Origin of the sequence: Bradyrhizobium genosp. A (genome assembly GCF_049949275.1) — a bacterium.
Classification (GTDB): domain Bacteria; phylum Pseudomonadota; class Alphaproteobacteria; order Rhizobiales; family Xanthobacteraceae; genus Bradyrhizobium.
In genome coordinates, this window is record NZ_CP188196.1 from 7078659 (window position 1) to 7094195 (window position 15537).

A 15537-nucleotide genomic window follows, 5' to 3' on the forward strand; every position below is an offset into this window, starting at 1 on the left:
ATGCCGAGGCGCCTTTCCACTTACTACCTGTCGCACGGCGGCGGCCCGTGGCCGTACACGGAAGGCGGCATGCGCCGCCGGTTCGAGAAGCTTGAGGCTTCACTGCTTGCGATCCGGCCACAATGGGGCGATGCCGTGCGGGCGGTCCTGGTGGTCTCGGGACACTGGGAGACGGCAGAATTTGCCGTCTCTTCAGGAGCCTTCCCCGCAATGGTGTTCGACTACTACGGCTTCCCCGAACACCTCTACCACATCAGGTATGACGCGCCCGGTTCACCCGAGCTTGCAATGCGGCTAAGCGCCATGCTGCGGGCGGGAGGGTTGGTGTGCGACAGCGATACGGAGCGTGGTTTCGATCACGGAACGTTCAGCCTGATGAAGCCGCTCTGTCCCAATGGCGAATTGCCGATCGTCCAGTTGTCTATCAAAGAAGACCTCGATCCACATGCGCATCTTTCCGTTGGGCGCCTGCTCGCTCCGCTCCGCGACGAGGGTGTCGTAATCATCGGTAGCGGCTCGAGCTTTCATAATCTCGGCTTGAGGGGTCCGGAGGCGATCGAGCCGTCTCGCCGCTTCGATGATTGGCTGCAGCAGACGCTGCTTCGAACCTCAAGCGCCGAACGCAGCCGGAACCTCGTTAACTGGTTGGATGCGCCGAACGCGCGCATTGCACACCCCCGGGAGGATCATCTGATCCCGCTGATGGTGGCGCTCGGCGCGGCCGAAGGTGAGCCCGCAAGTCTGGTCTACCACGAGCCGGACTTCCTGGGGAGTTGGGCTTTATCGAGCTTCCGCTTCGGCGATTCTAGCATCCCAATGACGTGAAAGCCGCAACATTCTCTGGAGATCCGACATGACGACAACCTCGACCGCCTCATCAGGCCCGGCGCCCGGCACACCGCTCAAGATCGGGCTTTGGGCCGCCCAGCTTATCGTCTTTATACTCTTCACCTTGTTCGGAAGCATGAAGCTATTCATGCCAATCGACAGGCTCGCCGAGATGTGGGTCTGGCCGGGCCAAGTTGCGAGTTGGTTCTTGCATTTTACCGGCGTTCTGGATGTTGCCGGCGGCATTGGCGTGCTAGTCCCCGCTGTGACCCGGATCCGCCCCGGCCTCACGGTGCTAGCTGCGCTGGGATGTGTCTTGCTGCAGATCGTGGCGATTATTTTCCATCTTTCACGTGGCGAGGCAGCTGCCGTGCCGCTCAACCTCGTCCTTCTTGCCCTGTCTGTGTTCATTTTCTGGGGACGGAGCAAGAAGGCACCAATTGCGCCTCGTCAAACAACATACTGAACCCGCCAGCACGCAAAACCACTGCCGGACGTAGCGGAGGCCGTCTCGCGAGACGGCTTGGCCTCACGGCGCTCGCCCGGCTCTTCCCAATTCTTGCCAGAGAATACCCATATCGGCCCCGGTCGCCTCACGGTCGCCTGCCAGCGCCACATATCTGTCAGGCCGTACCAGGATCACGTGTCCGCGTTAGGCCGCAAACATTCGTTGCATGTCGTCTCCAACAATCCGCGCAAGTTCAACTCCTTCTTGCGCGCAATTTGCACTGCTCGAGTTTAATCGCGATGGCACGCCAGCGCTGTTGCTGAGCGAGCGGATGGACCAACAGCTCGCGCAGCGATTTCCCACCGCCCGCAAATTCCCACCAGCTGGAAATCATGGCCCGAAATATCATCGACAGTTCGAACCGTGCCATCACCTAGAATCAAATTGAGACGGGGAAGTGTGCGGCCGACAAGTCCAGTGCTGCCCTTGTCGCGACGGACAAGAAGCCCCTCTCCAGCCACGGTTTTGGCATGTACCGCATGCCTGTCGAAAAACGCCTGAGCGGATGATTGCTTCTACTTGGGGGCGTCCCAAAGGGGGGGCATGACATGAGCGGCATCGCGCCGAGGAGGAAAACTCGTCCTTGCTGCGACCAGCTTGCGGGCACCGAGAAGACCGCTCTATGCGAGACCTTAACATCGCTGCGGGACCGTGACGCCGAAGGTTTCGGCGTCACGGTCCTCATTTGTCGTGCGATCAGCTCGTGATGTCGTGGCCACGCGTTTCCGGGAGCAGCAGCGCCCCGACAACAGCGGTCAACCCGGCGATCGCGACAGTGTACCAAAGCCCTCCGAAAATATTTCCGGTCGCGATGACGACTGCTGTTGCGACGAACGGCGCGAAGCCGCCGATCCATCCGTTGCCGAGCTGCAAGGCAACAGAAACGCCGCTGTATCGGATCCGGACCGGAAACAGCTCAACCAAGAGAGCTCCAAGCGGCCCATAGACCATGGTCGCCAGAAACACCAACGCGAAGAGTATGGCGACCACCATGGGACCGTTGGGCTGCGCGGCCGCCTTGGCCGCCGGCAGACCTCTCTCGGTCAACGCTGTCACGAGCTTGGCTTCATCGAAGGCCATAGCGGCATCTTTACCGATTTGAACAGTGACAGAGGTCCCATCGCTTTCGACGACGTAAGGAACTGCATGTGCGGTCAGGAATGACTTGACGCGAGTGCACTCCTTCGTTGCCTGAGGTCGGAAAAGCTGACCAATCAACGATTGATCCTCGCTGCAGTCGTTTCCGTGAATCACGACCGAGGTCTTGGAACGAAATTCGGCGAGCGCGGGATTGCCGTAGGTTGCCAAGCCCTGGAACAGCGGCATGATCAGCAGGGCAGATAATGCGCATCCGGTCACAACGATCCACTTGCGCCCAACCTTGTCGGAGAGCCATCCAAAGAACAGAAAGAACGGCGTTCCTAGAACGAGCGCGACCAGCAGATAGAAGTTGGCCTGTTCCTGGCTCATCTTCAGTGTGGTGGTCATGAAGTACAGGCTGTAGAAATGACCGGTGTACCAGATCACCGCCTGACCAGCTACAACTCCGAAGATCGCAACCAGCACCAGTCGCAGGTTACGCCGATCCCCGAATGTATCGCTGATCGGATTCTTGGAGCCTTTGCCTTCTGCCTTCATCCGCTGGAACACCGGCGACTCGTGAAGCTTGAGTCGCATGTACAGCGAGAGAACCAGAAGAGCGATTGATCCGATGAACGGAATACGCCAGCCCCAACTTGCAAAATTCTCCGCTGACATGGAAGAACGGCAGAGAATGATCACAACCAGCGAGAGCAGAAGACCGAGCGTGGCCGTAATCTGGATCCAGCTTGTCGTAAAGCCTCTCTTGTCGGCATCGGAGTGCTCGGCGACATAGGTGACGGCGCCTCCGAACTCGCCGCCGACGGCGAGGCCTTGAAGCAGGCGTAAGCCCACCAAAATGGTCGGAGCCCACCAGCCGAACGTCTCGAACGTGGGCAACAGGCCTACGGCTGAGGTGGCAAGCCCCATCACGAGCATGGTGACAAGGAACGTTCTCTTGCGGCCCACGAGATCGCCAAGACGCCCGAACACGACGGCGCCAAAGGGGCGAAGGACGAAGCCTGCCCCGAACGTCGCCAACGCGGCTAACAATGCCGCTGTTTCATTGCCCTTCGGAAAAAACAGCGTGCTGAAAAACGCGGCCAAAGAACCGTAGACAAAGAAATCATACCACTCGAAAACGGTACCCAGGGCGGCCGCGAAGACAATGCGTTTGGTGTCGCGATCGAGATGATCGGAAGCGAAGCTAGTTCCTGGTTCGATAGCTTGAACGGACATCTGATCCTCCCGCATCAAACGCTTTGATGCACGCGAGACGTTGCATTTTCGGTTAGCCGTGGCGGGAGCATCCCCTGCCGCAGAAGAAATTCGCCCAACAAGCGATTGAAGACATCCGGTCGCTCAAGCATTGGGAAATGCCCTGCCCATGGAATGCTGTACAGCTGACTGTTGGGAATGCCATCCGCCAAGGTTTGCGATTCGTTCGGTGGAGTGATGATGTCTTCTTCGCCCACCACGACCAGCGTCGGCACGCGGATCTCGCCAAGCCTTGCACGGGTGTCCGACACGTTTAGCGAGACGATTGCTTGGCGAGCCACGAAGGCGGGCGTCTCTGCGACTTCGTTCTTGGCGAATTCGACCAGTCCAGGACTTGCGGCAGAGCCGAACGATCGTTCGATCACGTTCTGACTCGCGATGACCACGCCCACGTCGTCAATGGCTTTGAGCACGTTATCGACGTTGACATCTGCGCCCAACCCGTGTGGCGTGGCCCCGACAAGCACCAGCGCTCTCACACGCTCAGGATAGGCGAGCGTGAAGCTTTGGGCCACGGTCCCCCCCATCGAAAGGCCGACAAGAACGGCCGAATCGATCGACAAGGCACGATAGACTCCGAGCACGTCTTCGACGAAGGCCTCGATCGTATAGCTTCGATCCGTCGGACGCGGCGAACGTCCATGTCCAGGCAGATTGATACGAATGGTCTGGTGACGGGTTGAGAACGCCTCCACCTGTTCGCACCAGAACTCCGCTGTGGTCGTGAAGCCATGCACAAACACCAGCGGCGTTCCTGCTCCCGACACCTGCACGACGGTATCCCCGATTGTGATGGTTCTGATTTCTGTCATTGCACTCCTCCCCGATGTCTATGTCCAAACAGGAGGTTCGCAAGTGTCGTGCCATTTCGGGTTCTGGCGCCGTACTGCAGCCTAAGATCATGGTATTGCAATCTAAATCCTCGCAGGCCCCAAGCGGGCGCCTCGATTGACGCTTATCGATAGCGGGGCTAGTGTATCAATTCCGTGACATGACTGTCACGCCAGGGTGACACCCGGAAAGCCAGGTCTCCTCAATGGTCCTTTCGCAATTGATTGCCGGATCGTCAGAAGAAGCAGGCTTCCTGAAGCTCGTCCTCGATCATGTATCGGACTGCCTCGTCGCGGTGGATACGTCCGGCACGATCGTACTGATCAACCAACCTTATTGCAGGCTCTTGGGCGGGGAAGCCGAGGAGTTCGTCGGACGGCATATTACCGACGTGGTGGGTCCGCAAACGAAACTTCATCTCGTTGCACGTGGCGAAGGGAGCCATGTGGGCTATCCGTTGAAGGTGCGTGGACACCAACTTATTACGCGGCAGGTGCCGGTGGTTCAGAATGGCCGCATCATTGGTGCAGTCGGATTGGCACTTTTCTCCGATCTTGCCACTTTGAAGAAGACCTTTCGCAGGATAACGCAAGCCGAACTGGCGATCCCTCAAGCAAACAAGCCTTGGCGCACCCGGTTCAACATGAGCGATATCATCGGCGAAGGTCCGGTGCTTCATTCATATCGAGAATCGCTTGAGGTCGTTGCCGGGCATGATCTTCCGGTGTTGATCTCTGGCGAAACCGGCTCCGGCAAGGAGCTGGCGGCACATGCGATCCACGCCCAGTCCAGCCGGGCCGATGGGCCTTTCGTTTGGATCAATTGCGCTTCAATACCGGGCGAATTGATCGAAGCCGAATTGTTCGGATACGAAGGCGGCGCATTCACGGGGGCGCGCAACCGCGGAAAACTAGGGAAATTTGAGCTGGCTTCCGGTGGCACGCTATTCCTGGATGAAATTGGAGATATGCCGCTGCACCTGCAGGGCAGCCTGCTCAGGGTTCTTCAGACAAGTGAAATGGTGCGGGTGGGCGGCACAGCGCCGGTGGCGGTCAACACACGTATCGTTTGCGCAACCAATCAATCGCTCTTTGACTTGGCCCGAGCCGGCCGTTTCAGGCAGGACCTCTACTATCGCCTCGGTGTGCTGCCGATCGACGTGCCTCCTCTTCGTGACCGGACCGACATCGAATATCTTGCGCGACAATTGCTGACCCGGATCGCGGACCGATTGGAAACGGTAACGCGTGATTTGACCCGAAAAGAGGTGATGTCGCTCGTCGCTTATCGGTGGCCGGGCAACGTTCGAGAGCTGGAAAACGTACTCACGCGGTTCGTCGTGACCGGTCGGCTGATGATGTTGCCCGAACATCCACCATCTGAACAGCAAGGCCCAGAGCCGCCGCGACTCCTCAAGCAGCGGATCCAGTCGCAAACGGCCACTGAAGTTCGGGCTGCTTTGGCACAGTCGGGCGGCAACAAGCGTCGTGCAGCCGAGCTCCTTGGCATTAGCCGCGCGCACCTATATCGGCTCATCAACGAGCCGGGCTTCTCATCCCAATGAGTCGCGGGGATGGCACGTCGCCAGAGCAGCCCGCCTCAAGCTCGGCCGCCGAGGACCAGACCCTGAGCCGGGCCCCGATGGCAGCAGCAAGCGGACGCTCGTTTTCCATGAAACTGATCTCCCTTTATGCTGCCCTGACCCCCGCAACAAAACTGCTGAGCTCTTCCTGCAACAGGCGCAACTTATCGCTGAGCCGTACGCTGGAAGAAAGTACGGTGCCCGCCGCCTTCCCGGTCGCCAGGGTGGCAGTATTGACCTCGGAGATGTTCTCCGAAACCCGATTGGTGCCAGATGCGGCGTCCCGCACGCTGTGCGCGATGGACTGCGTTGCGACGCCCTGCTCCTCGACAGCCGAAGCAATGGAAGACGAGATCTCGTTGACCTCGGTGACAGTGGCGAGGATGTTCTGAATGTTGCCGACGACCGACGATGTCTCGCTTTGTATTGACGAGATTTGCGCAACTATTTCGTCGGTCGCCTTGGCAGTCTGCGTCGCGAGCGACTTCACCTCTGCCGCAACGACGGCGAAGCCCTTGCCAGCATCACCGGCGCGCGCGGCCTCGATCGTCGCGTTGAGCGCGAGCAGGTTGGTCTGCGCGGCAATCTGGTTGATCAGCCCAATGACCTCCCCGATCTTGCTGGCTGCCGCGGCGAGCCCCTGCACTGTTGTATTGGCGCGCTGTCCATCATTGGCGGCCTTGTCGGCAATTTGGGCCGCCTGGGTCACACGGTGGCTTATCTCGTTGATCGAGGCCGACAGTTGGCCGGCGGCAGTGGCGACCATCTGTACGTTCTCGGACGCTTGATGGCACGCTTCCGAGACAGAGTTTGCCCGGCCGCTGGCGTGATTAGCGCTCGCCGCCATACCCTGGGCGGCGTGCTGCACTTCGCTTGCCTCATCGAAGACCTCGCGCACAACTCTTTCGACGCTTGCCTCGAACTTGCCCGCGAGTTCGAGCATGATCCTACGCCTGTCTTCGTCAGCTTTTTGCTTGAGCTGCTGCTGCTCGGTATGCAGCCTGCGGACAGCGGCCGTATTCTCCTTGAATACACTCAGAGCGCGCGCCAGGCTCCCGACTTCATCGCGGCGGCCTGTGTATGGCACTTCGAAATTGTCTTCACCCGCAGCAAGCCTTTCGGTAAGCGCGGTGATCGTGATGAGTGACCGTGTCACGGTGCGGCTGATTGCCAGGGAAACTGCCGATACGAGAACGAAGATGGCAACGCAGATCCAAGCGAAGGTCCATGCGATCTTCCCAAAGATTGCATCGACATCGTCGAGATAGATTCCGGTCCCAATGATCCAGCCCCAGGGCGCAAAACCTCTTACATAGGAGAGTTTGCGGACGGGCTGATCGAAGCCCATCTTAGGCCACAGGTAGCTGTGGAAGCCGGCACCCTGCTTTTGTACGACGTCGACAAAGCCCCGAAACAGGTAGTTGCCAGCTGGATCCTTCAGTTCTCCGACCGGCTTGCCGTCGAGCTCAGGTTTGGCTGGGCTCATAATCATGTTGGGAGCCATGTCGTTGATCCAGAAGAACTCAACCTTGTCGTAGCGCAACTCCTTGATCTCGGCGATCGCGGCGGCCTGGGCCTGCTCGCGGCCAAGCTTTCCATCGCTTTGAAGCTTCTGATAGTGCGCCAGGATGCCATGTCCGATGTCGACCATCTGCTGGATCTTGGCCTGTCGATCCAGCATCATCTGGTTGCGTATAGTATATAGCGCAATCGGGACCAGAACGATCATGCCCGTGAGGGCGAGGGCGATAATGACGATGAATTTCGATCTCAAGCCGCCATGGGACATAGGGTTCTCTCACAATGAGCAAAATGATCTGTAACCTGTCCCGAGCCTGTTACCGTAGGCTTAAACATCGCAGTAGCTGCATGAAGTTGAGCCTCTTTGGCAGGATTTGCACGCCGGCCAAACTTGCGCCCTGTGGCCGCCCGAACTAGCCTCGTCCATGGAACGGCGGAGCAAGCGCGAATTTAATGGCACCATCACACAAAATTCCAGTCACTGTCCTGACTGGCTTTCTGGGATCGGGCAAGACGACGCTGCTGAATCAACTTCTTGAAAGCGATCTGATGGCGAATTCCGCTGTCATCGTGAATGAGTTCGGAGCCATCAGCATCGACGCCGAGTTGGTTGTGGGTGTCGACGAAACGATCCTTCAGATCAACAACGGCTGTATCTGCTGCACGGTACGCACGGATCTCGTTTCGACGATTACCAATCTTTTCTCCGGAACGAGACCGATCAGCCGGATCGTGATCGAGACCACAGGCCTGGCCGACCCCGCCCCCATCATACAAAGCTTCATTGTCGACGAAGTGCTCTCTGCAACGACCATACTCGATGCGGTCGTGACAGTGGTGGACGCTGCGCATATTGACCGATGGCTTGCTGACCAAAGCTCCGGCGAGAACGTCGCGGCAGAGCAGATCGCCTTTGCTGACATCGCGGTGATCAGCAAGTTGGACGTCGTTGGCGAAGAGGGTTCCGCCAAATGCGAGGCGACCATCCGAGCCATCAATCCGATGGTTCGCGTGATCAGGCCGACCGAGGGTCGGGTGAATGTGGCTTCGATTGTCGACGTTAAGGCCTTCGACTTGAGGAACTGCTTGACCATCGAGCCGCAACTGCTTTCGAACCTCGAGCATGAGCACGATCTAGCCGTTGCCAGCGTGGAAATCCGCGAAGAGCATCCTCTGGACGGACCGAGGTTCTTCCGATGGTTGAATGCTTTCGTTCAAAGTAACGGCGCAGCCCTCCTGCGTACCAAGGGCATTCTTTCGCTCGCGGGCGAAGCGCGGCGTTGGGTGTTTCACGGCGTCCATATGACGCTCGAAGGCCGGCCAGGTCGCGCATGGGCCGCTACGGAGCCCCGCACCAGCGCGATCGTCTTCATCGGAAAAGGACTCGATCCGGCTCGAATTCGTAACGAGATCGCCGAGCTGACTCAACCAGATGCGAGTCTCGTTGCTTAAGGCGGATCGGCAGTCAGGTATCCCCCGCTGCCATTTCCTGGGCATCGGAGACATGGTCGATTTGCTGTTCTATCCGCCGCCGCTCCGGCTGCGCACCGGGGTGGGCTCAACCTGAATGAAAGTGGCTCTCGCATGAAGCTACAACACTATCTCGGAGGCCTTGAGGGCCTCGATCCGGCTCCGCTCGAAACACGCGTGTTTGTGGAACCCTGGGAAGAACGAATCTTCGGAATCCACACCGCGATGATGGCGCTGAGCCCGCAGCTCGACCTTGAGCAAACGCCAAGTACATTCAACACCGAATGGACATGGGCGGACCTGCGCAAAGGCGCAGAAGCAATGAACCCGTTCGATTACTTCAAGTTTCGCTACTATGAGAAGTGGCTCGGCGGAATCTCGGGCTATTTCGTCGCCAACGGTTACATTACGCAGGCCGAACTCGACGCGCGCACGAAGGCGTTCCTGGCCTCGCCCCCCGCACTGCCAAAGGGTGGAGACCCTGCAGTGGATGCCCGGGTAAAACAATATCTACTGATTGGGGACGACCCAAAGCGCGAGCGGTCGGCTGAACCGCGGTTCGCCGCCGGGGATGCTATTCGGGTGGCCGACCCGAAATCGGTCGACCACACTCGCCTGCCTGGCCATTTGCGCAACAAGGCAGGCGTCATCGACGGCGTTTACCCCGATGCTTACGCTTACCTTTGCGACACCGGGCCTGATGGAATCGGCGCAGCGATGCCCGTTTACTGCGTCAGGTTCGATCCCGGAGTCCTCTGGCCGGGCAATACCGAGAGCAATTTCACCTTCTATGCAGATCTGTTCGAAGCCTATCTCGAGCCAGCTAACGCATCCTGAGGAGCCAGCATGCAACGTTTCGAGTATCCCGCGGACCGCGAGATCGTGAATGCAGCACGCGCACGCGCGCTGGAGGCTCTTCTCATCGAGAAGGGCATCATCACCAGCGAGACCGTCGACAAGATCATGGCGATCTTCGCAACCGAAATGGGCCCGTTCAATGGCGCCAGACTCGTTGCGAAGGCCTGGGTTGATCCTGCTTTCAAGGCCCTTGTAGCGGAAGACACCATGGCTGCTGTCGCAAAGATGAACTTCGTCACCAAGGGGGCCGGGGCGGAGGGCGAGCATATACGAGCCGCCCTCAACACGCCGGAGGTGCACAACCTCGTCATCTGCACGCTCTGTTCCTGCTATCCTTGGCCGCTTCTTGGTCTCCCGCCCTACTGGTACAAGGACCCTTCCTTCCGCGCACGAGCTGCGCGCGAGCCACGAAAGGTGCTGAGCGAATTTGGCCTGCATATAGATCCAGACAAGGAAATCCAAGCCTGGGACAGCAGCGCCCAGATCCGCTGGTTCGTTGTACCTGAACGACCGGCGGGAACCGATGGCTTGAGCGAAGAGCAATTAGCGGCTCTGGTCACGCCCGAGTCGATGATGGGCGTCGCCGTTGTCAAATCGCCAGGTGGTTGAGGGATGCAGACGAATTTCGAGCATTTCGCGTTGGGGAGCATGCTGGGGAAATCCGACATGCCACCCAAGGACAACGGCAGCTTATGCTTCGGCGCGCCTTGGCAGCGCCAGGTATTTGGTATGGCGTTGGCGCTTTCCAAAGAGGGCGTGTTTGAATGGGATGACTTCCGTTCGGAGCTGATATCGACGATTGCTGCTTGGGAGGCTACCCACGAAAGGACCGACCCGAGTTGGAATTACTATGAAATCTGGCTCACTGTCCTGGAGCGAATGGTCGAGCGATCCGGCCGCGTCGATCCATCAGCAGAGAGGTCTTGATAGGCATTCCTGCATCAGATGGTCGACCGCATTCTGGTCAGCAAGGCATTTTTGGGCCGAGAACATCGGAACCGGTTAGCGCGATCTCCATGGTAAGCTGCCCAATCTGTATGAATTTGTTCGATCTCTTTGCTCATACCGGTGATCCGAGACGCTTGCATCGGTCCGTTGCCGGTCGCGACAGCCTCTGCATACCTGCGACGCGATAATTCGATGTGATATGAGCTAGATGCACGCGCAGGAGGCCGGTCGCTTGTTGCGTCGGCACCACATGCCGGAGACACGCGATCTCCGCCGAGCGATCTCTGATAGGGCCAGACCCAGTCCGCAGCCATATTGGCGTGAGCGGCATCCGTAAGGAAGACCGCCGGCGATCATCCTACCCCGGATTTACTGCAGTCTTTCGCAAGCCGAAGATCTTAATCCCGTGCAGGAGTCCGAATCTCGCGGTAATTTGGCCGAAAGTGACGCGTCATGCACGAGGTGCGGAACAAAACTTGCATCGAGTTGGACCCAACGAGGATTACCAATGCGCATCGCGTTGCTCGCGCCTCCCGGCGTTCAGTCTCTAGACATTGTCGGCCCCGCTGAAGTGTTCTGGGAGGCAGCCAGGCGGCTTGGAGATCCCAGTGCCTACAGCGTGCAGGTTATGGCCGGATCTGCGGATCCCATTTTGGGGACGGGCGGACTGCGCTTTGTCGCTGATCGGCACATTTTTGAACCTGACGAGCCGATCGACACGCTTTTGGTCGGTGGTGATCCGTCATTTTCGACGATAGACCCCGCGCTAGTGCAATGGCTGCGTCGGCGAGCCGGATCGGTCCGCCGTCTCGGATCGGTCTGTACGGGCGTCTTCTTGCTCGCGGCTGCCGGCTTACTCGACGGCAAGCGTGTAACAACCCACTGGGAATGCGCCGCGCGTTTGCGGAATGATTATCCCAATCTGAGTGTCGATTCCGATCAGATCTTTATCAGAGACGGCAATCTCTGCACCACTGCAGGCGTTACCGCGGGGATGGACCTGGCGCTTGCTCTGGTCGAGGAAGACTATGGACGAGAGTTGGCTCTGACTGTGGCGCGCTACATGGTCATGTTCCTAAAGCGCCCTGGCGGACAATCGCAGTTTAGCGCCCATCTTGCTGCGCAAATGTCTGGCAAAACCAAAATTCAGCAGGTTCAACAATACGTTCTCGATAACCTTGCCGTGCAGCTTTCGGTCGAAAATCTGGCCGAACAAGCTGGCATGAGCGTTCGGAATTTCGCGCGTGTGTTTCGCCAGGAAATGAACATGACGCCGGCTGAATTTGTGGACGCGGCACGACTGGACGCAGCACGATTGCTCCTCGAAGATTCCGGACGATCGCTCCAGCAGATCGCCACACGCTGTGGCTTTGGCAATGCCGATGGCATGAGGCGCGTTTTCGTCCGAAATCTGGGCATTGGTCCTGGTGAATACCGGCTTCGGTTTCGAAGCGCTTGGGCCGGCACGGGTAATACCCCTGCCAACTATCCGGCAGCCAACAGGCAATGAACAGGGCTCGACTCGTTTCTGCCTGAGGCGGGAGCGCTGCGCGAAGAACTCAGGCGCGGCGGGTTCATGCTTGCGTCTACAAGCCCGCCATTCCCATCATAGCCCCCGCTCTGGACGGAGACACTGCGCGTAGATGGCCGATGCTGACGTAACTTTGGCCGAAACGCCGCCGCCAGATACGTTACATTGAATCGAGCAGCTTTGTCTGATCGTGAACTGGCGGGCGCGCGAGCCGGCAACACCAAGCCTCACGCGTGCACCAACAATCTGACATCGCAGGATTGAGGCTTCTTTCAATGGCGCACGTTAGCGCTCCCTCCTCTCGCCCATTCAGTGGAATTGGTGGAGATCCCGAACATACTGTTAGCGTAGGGATCGTCGTCCTCGACGGGTCCAAGGCGATCGACTTCATGGGGCCGATCGATGCTTTCAACGCAGCGAGCCGGTCGACGGCGACTTCAGTCCGGTACAAAATCGATCTGATCGGCGCAACTCCCGGTCCAATCATGGGCTGCGCCGGAGTACGCCTCCTCCCCGACAAGATCATCGGACCTGGCCTTGATACCGTCTACGACACCATCTTGATTGCCGGCGGCCACGAATTTCGAGCGACCGGAAGCGACAGGCTCCTGATCGATTGGCTGACGCGAACGGCGCGATCTGCGCGCCGGATCTGCGCAACCTGCACTGGAACGTTCCTCCTTGCATCAGTTGGCCTTCTCGACGGACGGCGGATTGCCACGCTTCACGACCATGCCCTGCAATTTACGGCCATGTTTCCCCGCATTCGCATAGAGCCGGATCAGCTCTTCGTACGTGACGGTCCCTATTATACGGCTGTCGGTGGGGTGGCCGGGATTGATCTCTGCCTGTATCTGATTGAAAACGACTGTGGACAGGCTACATTTCTGGACGTAGCCAGGATGCTGGTCGTCTTTTTGCGGCGGCCAGGCAATCAGCCTCAAGTCAGTGAATTCCTCAAGGCGCAGTCGATCCGAAATACGCAGATCAGCGAGGTGATGGATTGGGCGCTGGGCAATCTGAATGCTGATTTGTCGGTCGATGCACTCGCCGAGCGCGCGGCGATGAGCCCGCGAAATTTCAGCCGTGCATTCATCGACGAACTGACGACCACTCCTGCTCGATTTGTCGAAAAGGTCCGGGTTGAGGCCGCCCGAATCATGCTGGAGACGACACCGCTGTCCATCCGGCAAATTGCCCATCGGGTTGGGTTCGGCAGCCCGGCAAACATGCGTCGCGCGTTCGTGCGCGCCTTCCAAGCTCCGCCTGCGGAGTATCGCCAAACAATCGTCAAATCCGCGGCCGATTCTGACTTTCCAATGGAGATCGTCTAGACAACCCCTGCAACGAAGTGCGAGGAAGTATAGTGATGATGGTGCGGCGGTGATGTTTATTCCTCAGTGGTCGCGATCGAAGGTCGGGATGGTCGCGAACTTCTCCGCCTTGATCATTGGCAACATTGCGATCTGGGTATGGACCCTGCAGGTCTTCGGCGGAAGGCCAGAATTGCTCGGGACGGCGCTGCTGGCCTACGTCTTTGGCTTGCGACATGCCTTTGATCCCGACCACATCGCCGCGATCGACAACGTCGTGCGCAAATTAATGCAGGATCGAAAGCCGGCGACCCTTACCGGCTTCTATTTTGCGCTCGGCCATTCGAGCATCGTGATGCTGGCTTCGATCGCAGTTTCCGGGACCGCCTTGTCCGTGCCTACCAACGCACTCGGCGACTTCAGTCTGATTCGCACCAGCGTTTCGGCATTCTTCTTGTTCGCGATCGGGTTGGCCAACTACTTCATTCTGAGATCAATATGGGCGGCCTTCTCGGGCGTAAAACGCGGCCACGGACTCACAGACGATCATCTTGAGTCGCTTCTGTCGACGCAAGGTCCGCTGAATCGCGTGTTCCGTCCGCTCTTCCGCCTCGTCACGCGATCGTGGCATATGTTTCCTGTCGGCTTCATATTCGGTCTCGGCTTTGACACCGCCACCGAAATCGGCCTTTTCGGAATATCGGCCACGGAAGCCGCCCAAGGCACGTCCTTTTGGATGATCCTTTTGTTTCCGCTCCTGTTTGCGGCTGGGATGACATTGATGGACACCGCGGACAGTGCGTTGATGAGCGGTGCCTACGGCTGGGCATTTGCCAAGCCGGCTCGCAAGCTCTGGTACAACCTGACCTTGACGTCCATCTCGGTGGTGGTCGCAATGTTCATCGGCACCGTCGAGGTGCTTGGCTTGGTGAGCGACAAGCTCGGGCTCGAAAACGGCCTATGGAGCATCGTGCGCAGTCTGAACGCCCATATGGATAATCTGGGTTATGTCATTGTTGCGATCTTCATCGCGAGCTGGATCTGCTCGGCCCTGCTCTATCGATTTAAAGGTTATGACAACTTGCGGTTGGAAGCCACCTCAAGTGTTCCAGCGCCGAGCCCTGGTCAGTAGACAAGATCGCGCGTAACGCCAGTACCGCTGAAACGCGTGCAGTAGCCGCGCGCCTGACCTCTCTGGGCAGGCTGTTGATTTGCGCACCCCGATGGTCACGATAATCGACATGGCCGATCGTTCGGTCGTTCGACGGATACGCCAGGTCTCCTCCGCCACAGCCTTGCCACCGCGGCATTCAAAGGTTGGACAAGGCCAATTGACCCATGTTCCCTGGCGGACCAAAATGGCTTTTCTCAGCTCGGCTTTCAGAATTTTTCCGGCACCTGAGAGCGGCAGCGATTGGCGCCTGATTTCCGCGCTGCGAAGACATTTGAAGCCTGCGAAATGCGCTCTACAAAATGCCTGGACGTTCTCCAACGACAGCTCTGAACTTTCCTTCGGCACGACATATGCGTGCACGGCTTCGCCCCAGGCATCGTCCGGTATCCCGATGGGCGGCGACCTCGGCGACCTCCGGCATCAGTGAAATGGCATTCTCGACTTCGACGGAATAGACATTCTCGCTTCCGGTCACGATCATGTCCTTGGGCCGTCGACGATATAGATGAAAGCCGTCTGATCCATCACCCCGGCGTGTCACGAATGCATCGAGCCGTCGCGCAATGCCGCAAACGTCGCTTCGGATTGTCGCCAGTAACCCTTCATGACCGTGGG

Annotated in this window: 15 protein-coding genes; 10 read left to right on the forward strand and 5 right to left on the reverse strand. The window is 58.5% G+C overall.

Features of this window, described 5'->3' with window-relative positions; all coding sequences use genetic code 11:
* Together ACP2YP_RS33185 and ACP2YP_RS33190 are read left to right on the forward strand one after the other, a co-directional pair.
* The gene (locus ACP2YP_RS33185; protein ID WP_426420400.1) at positions 1-825 is read left to right on the forward strand and encodes a DODA-type extradiol aromatic ring-opening family dioxygenase; all 825 of its coding nucleotides are present in this window, start codon (positions 1-3) and stop codon (positions 823-825) included.
* Positions 826-853: 28 nt separating this feature from the next.
* Positions 854-1294 (forward strand): DoxX family protein, encoded by a 441-nt coding sequence (locus tag ACP2YP_RS33190; protein ID WP_426420401.1) that lies wholly within the window; start codon positions 854-856, stop codon positions 1292-1294.
* 235 nt (positions 1295-1529) lie between these two features.
* Here ACP2YP_RS33190 and ACP2YP_RS33195 read toward each other — a convergent pair whose 3' ends face one another.
* From ACP2YP_RS33195 to ACP2YP_RS33205, 3 genes are all read right to left on the reverse strand, one after another.
* Positions 1530-1706 (reverse strand): hypothetical protein, encoded by a 177-nt coding sequence (locus tag ACP2YP_RS33195; protein ID WP_426420402.1) that lies wholly within the window; start codon positions 1704-1706, stop codon positions 1530-1532.
* A gap of 326 nt (positions 1707-2032) precedes the next feature.
* Positions 2033-3655 (reverse strand): MFS transporter, encoded by a 1623-nt coding sequence (locus ACP2YP_RS33200; protein ID WP_426420403.1) that lies wholly within the window; start codon positions 3653-3655, stop codon positions 2033-2035.
* A gap of 14 nt (positions 3656-3669) precedes the next feature.
* Positions 3670-4506, reverse strand: a complete 837-nt coding sequence (locus ACP2YP_RS33205) for an alpha/beta fold hydrolase (protein WP_426420404.1) — start codon at positions 4504-4506, stop codon at positions 3670-3672.
* A 224-nt stretch (positions 4507-4730) separates the two neighbouring features.
* On the opposite strand from ACP2YP_RS33205, the gene ACP2YP_RS33210 reads away from it, so the two are divergent.
* Positions 4731-6089, forward strand: coding sequence for a sigma-54 interaction domain-containing protein (locus ACP2YP_RS33210; RefSeq protein WP_426420405.1), 1359 nt, complete (start codon positions 4731-4733; stop codon positions 6087-6089).
* Positions 6090-6213: 124 nt separating this feature from the next.
* On the opposite strand, the gene ACP2YP_RS33215 is transcribed toward ACP2YP_RS33210, so the two are convergent.
* On the reverse strand, positions 6214-7896 hold the full coding sequence (locus ACP2YP_RS33215) for a methyl-accepting chemotaxis protein (protein ID WP_426420406.1): 1683 nt from the start codon (positions 7894-7896) through the stop codon (positions 6214-6216).
* A 185-nt stretch (positions 7897-8081) separates the two neighbouring features.
* On the opposite strand from ACP2YP_RS33215, the gene ACP2YP_RS33220 reads away from it, so the two are divergent.
* The 7 genes from ACP2YP_RS33220 (at position 8082) to ACP2YP_RS33250 (ending at position 14880) form a co-directional block, all read left to right on the forward strand.
* On the forward strand, positions 8082-9080 hold the full coding sequence (locus ACP2YP_RS33220) for a CobW family GTP-binding protein (protein WP_426420407.1): 999 nt from the start codon (positions 8082-8084) through the stop codon (positions 9078-9080).
* 132 nt (positions 9081-9212) lie between these two features.
* Positions 9213-9935 carry a nitrile hydratase subunit beta gene (gene nthB, locus ACP2YP_RS33225; RefSeq protein WP_426420408.1) on the forward strand — a complete coding sequence of 241 codons (723 nt, stop codon included), beginning with the start codon at positions 9213-9215 and terminating at the stop codon, positions 9933-9935.
* Between the two features lie 9 nt (positions 9936-9944).
* The gene (gene nthA, locus ACP2YP_RS33230) at positions 9945-10565 is read left to right on the forward strand and encodes a nitrile hydratase subunit alpha (RefSeq protein ID WP_426420409.1); all 621 of its coding nucleotides are present in this window, start codon (positions 9945-9947) and stop codon (positions 10563-10565) included.
* 3 nt (positions 10566-10568) lie between these two features.
* Positions 10569-10883: a nitrile hydratase accessory protein gene (locus ACP2YP_RS33235; protein WP_426420410.1), complete on the forward strand. Its 315-nt coding sequence runs from the start codon at positions 10569-10571 to the stop codon at positions 10881-10883.
* 529 nt (positions 10884-11412) lie between these two features.
* A complete protein-coding gene (locus ACP2YP_RS33240; RefSeq protein WP_426420411.1) occupies positions 11413-12414 on the forward strand; it encodes a GlxA family transcriptional regulator in 1002 nt (333 codons plus the stop codon).
* Between the two features lie 410 nt (positions 12415-12824).
* The gene (locus ACP2YP_RS33245; protein WP_426420412.1) at positions 12825-13769 is read left to right on the forward strand and encodes a GlxA family transcriptional regulator; all 945 of its coding nucleotides are present in this window, start codon (positions 12825-12827) and stop codon (positions 13767-13769) included.
* A gap of 88 nt (positions 13770-13857) precedes the next feature.
* Positions 13858-14880 carry a HoxN/HupN/NixA family nickel/cobalt transporter gene (locus ACP2YP_RS33250; protein ID WP_426420413.1) on the forward strand — a complete coding sequence of 341 codons (1023 nt, stop codon included), beginning with the start codon at positions 13858-13860 and terminating at the stop codon, positions 14878-14880.
* Here ACP2YP_RS33250 and ACP2YP_RS33255 read toward each other — a convergent pair.
* Entirely contained in the window at positions 14848-15282 is a 435-nt protein-coding gene (locus ACP2YP_RS33255) for a hypothetical protein (RefSeq protein WP_426420414.1), read from the reverse strand. The two genes, ACP2YP_RS33250 and ACP2YP_RS33255, sit on opposite strands and share 33 nt — an antisense overlap.
* Between the last annotated feature and the right edge of the window lie 255 nt (positions 15283-15537).

What these genes read in the sequence shown, in the direction of transcription:
- ACP2YP_RS33185 (WP_426420400.1), top strand. Translation starts at nt 1, where the DNA reads ATGCCGAGGCGCCTTTCCACTTACTACCTGTCGCACGGCGGCGGCCCG.
- ACP2YP_RS33190 (WP_426420401.1), top strand. Translation starts at nt 854, where the DNA reads ATGACGACAACCTCGACCGCCTCATCAGGCCCGGCGCCCGGCACACCG.
- ACP2YP_RS33195 (WP_426420402.1), bottom strand. Translation starts at nt 1,706, where the DNA reads ATGGCACGGTTCGAACTGTCGATGATATTTCGGGCCATGATTTCCAGC.
- ACP2YP_RS33200 (WP_426420403.1), bottom strand. Translation starts at nt 3,655, where the DNA reads ATGTCCGTTCAAGCTATCGAACCAGGAACTAGCTTCGCTTCCGATCAT.
- ACP2YP_RS33205 (WP_426420404.1), bottom strand. Translation starts at nt 4,506, where the DNA reads ATGACAGAAATCAGAACCATCACAATCGGGGATACCGTCGTGCAGGTG.
- ACP2YP_RS33210 (WP_426420405.1), top strand. Translation starts at nt 4,731, where the DNA reads ATGGTCCTTTCGCAATTGATTGCCGGATCGTCAGAAGAAGCAGGCTTC.
- ACP2YP_RS33215 (WP_426420406.1), bottom strand. Translation starts at nt 7,896, where the DNA reads ATGTCCCATGGCGGCTTGAGATCGAAATTCATCGTCATTATCGCCCTC.
- ACP2YP_RS33220 (WP_426420407.1), top strand. Translation starts at nt 8,082, where the DNA reads ATGGCACCATCACACAAAATTCCAGTCACTGTCCTGACTGGCTTTCTG.
- nthB (WP_426420408.1), top strand. Translation starts at nt 9,213, where the DNA reads ATGAAGCTACAACACTATCTCGGAGGCCTTGAGGGCCTCGATCCGGCT.
- nthA (WP_426420409.1), top strand. Translation starts at nt 9,945, where the DNA reads ATGCAACGTTTCGAGTATCCCGCGGACCGCGAGATCGTGAATGCAGCA.
- ACP2YP_RS33235 (WP_426420410.1), top strand. Translation starts at nt 10,569, where the DNA reads ATGCAGACGAATTTCGAGCATTTCGCGTTGGGGAGCATGCTGGGGAAA.
- ACP2YP_RS33240 (WP_426420411.1), top strand. Translation starts at nt 11,413, where the DNA reads ATGCGCATCGCGTTGCTCGCGCCTCCCGGCGTTCAGTCTCTAGACATT.
- ACP2YP_RS33245 (WP_426420412.1), top strand. Translation starts at nt 12,825, where the DNA reads ATGGGGCCGATCGATGCTTTCAACGCAGCGAGCCGGTCGACGGCGACT.
- ACP2YP_RS33250 (WP_426420413.1), top strand. Translation starts at nt 13,858, where the DNA reads ATGGTCGCGAACTTCTCCGCCTTGATCATTGGCAACATTGCGATCTGG.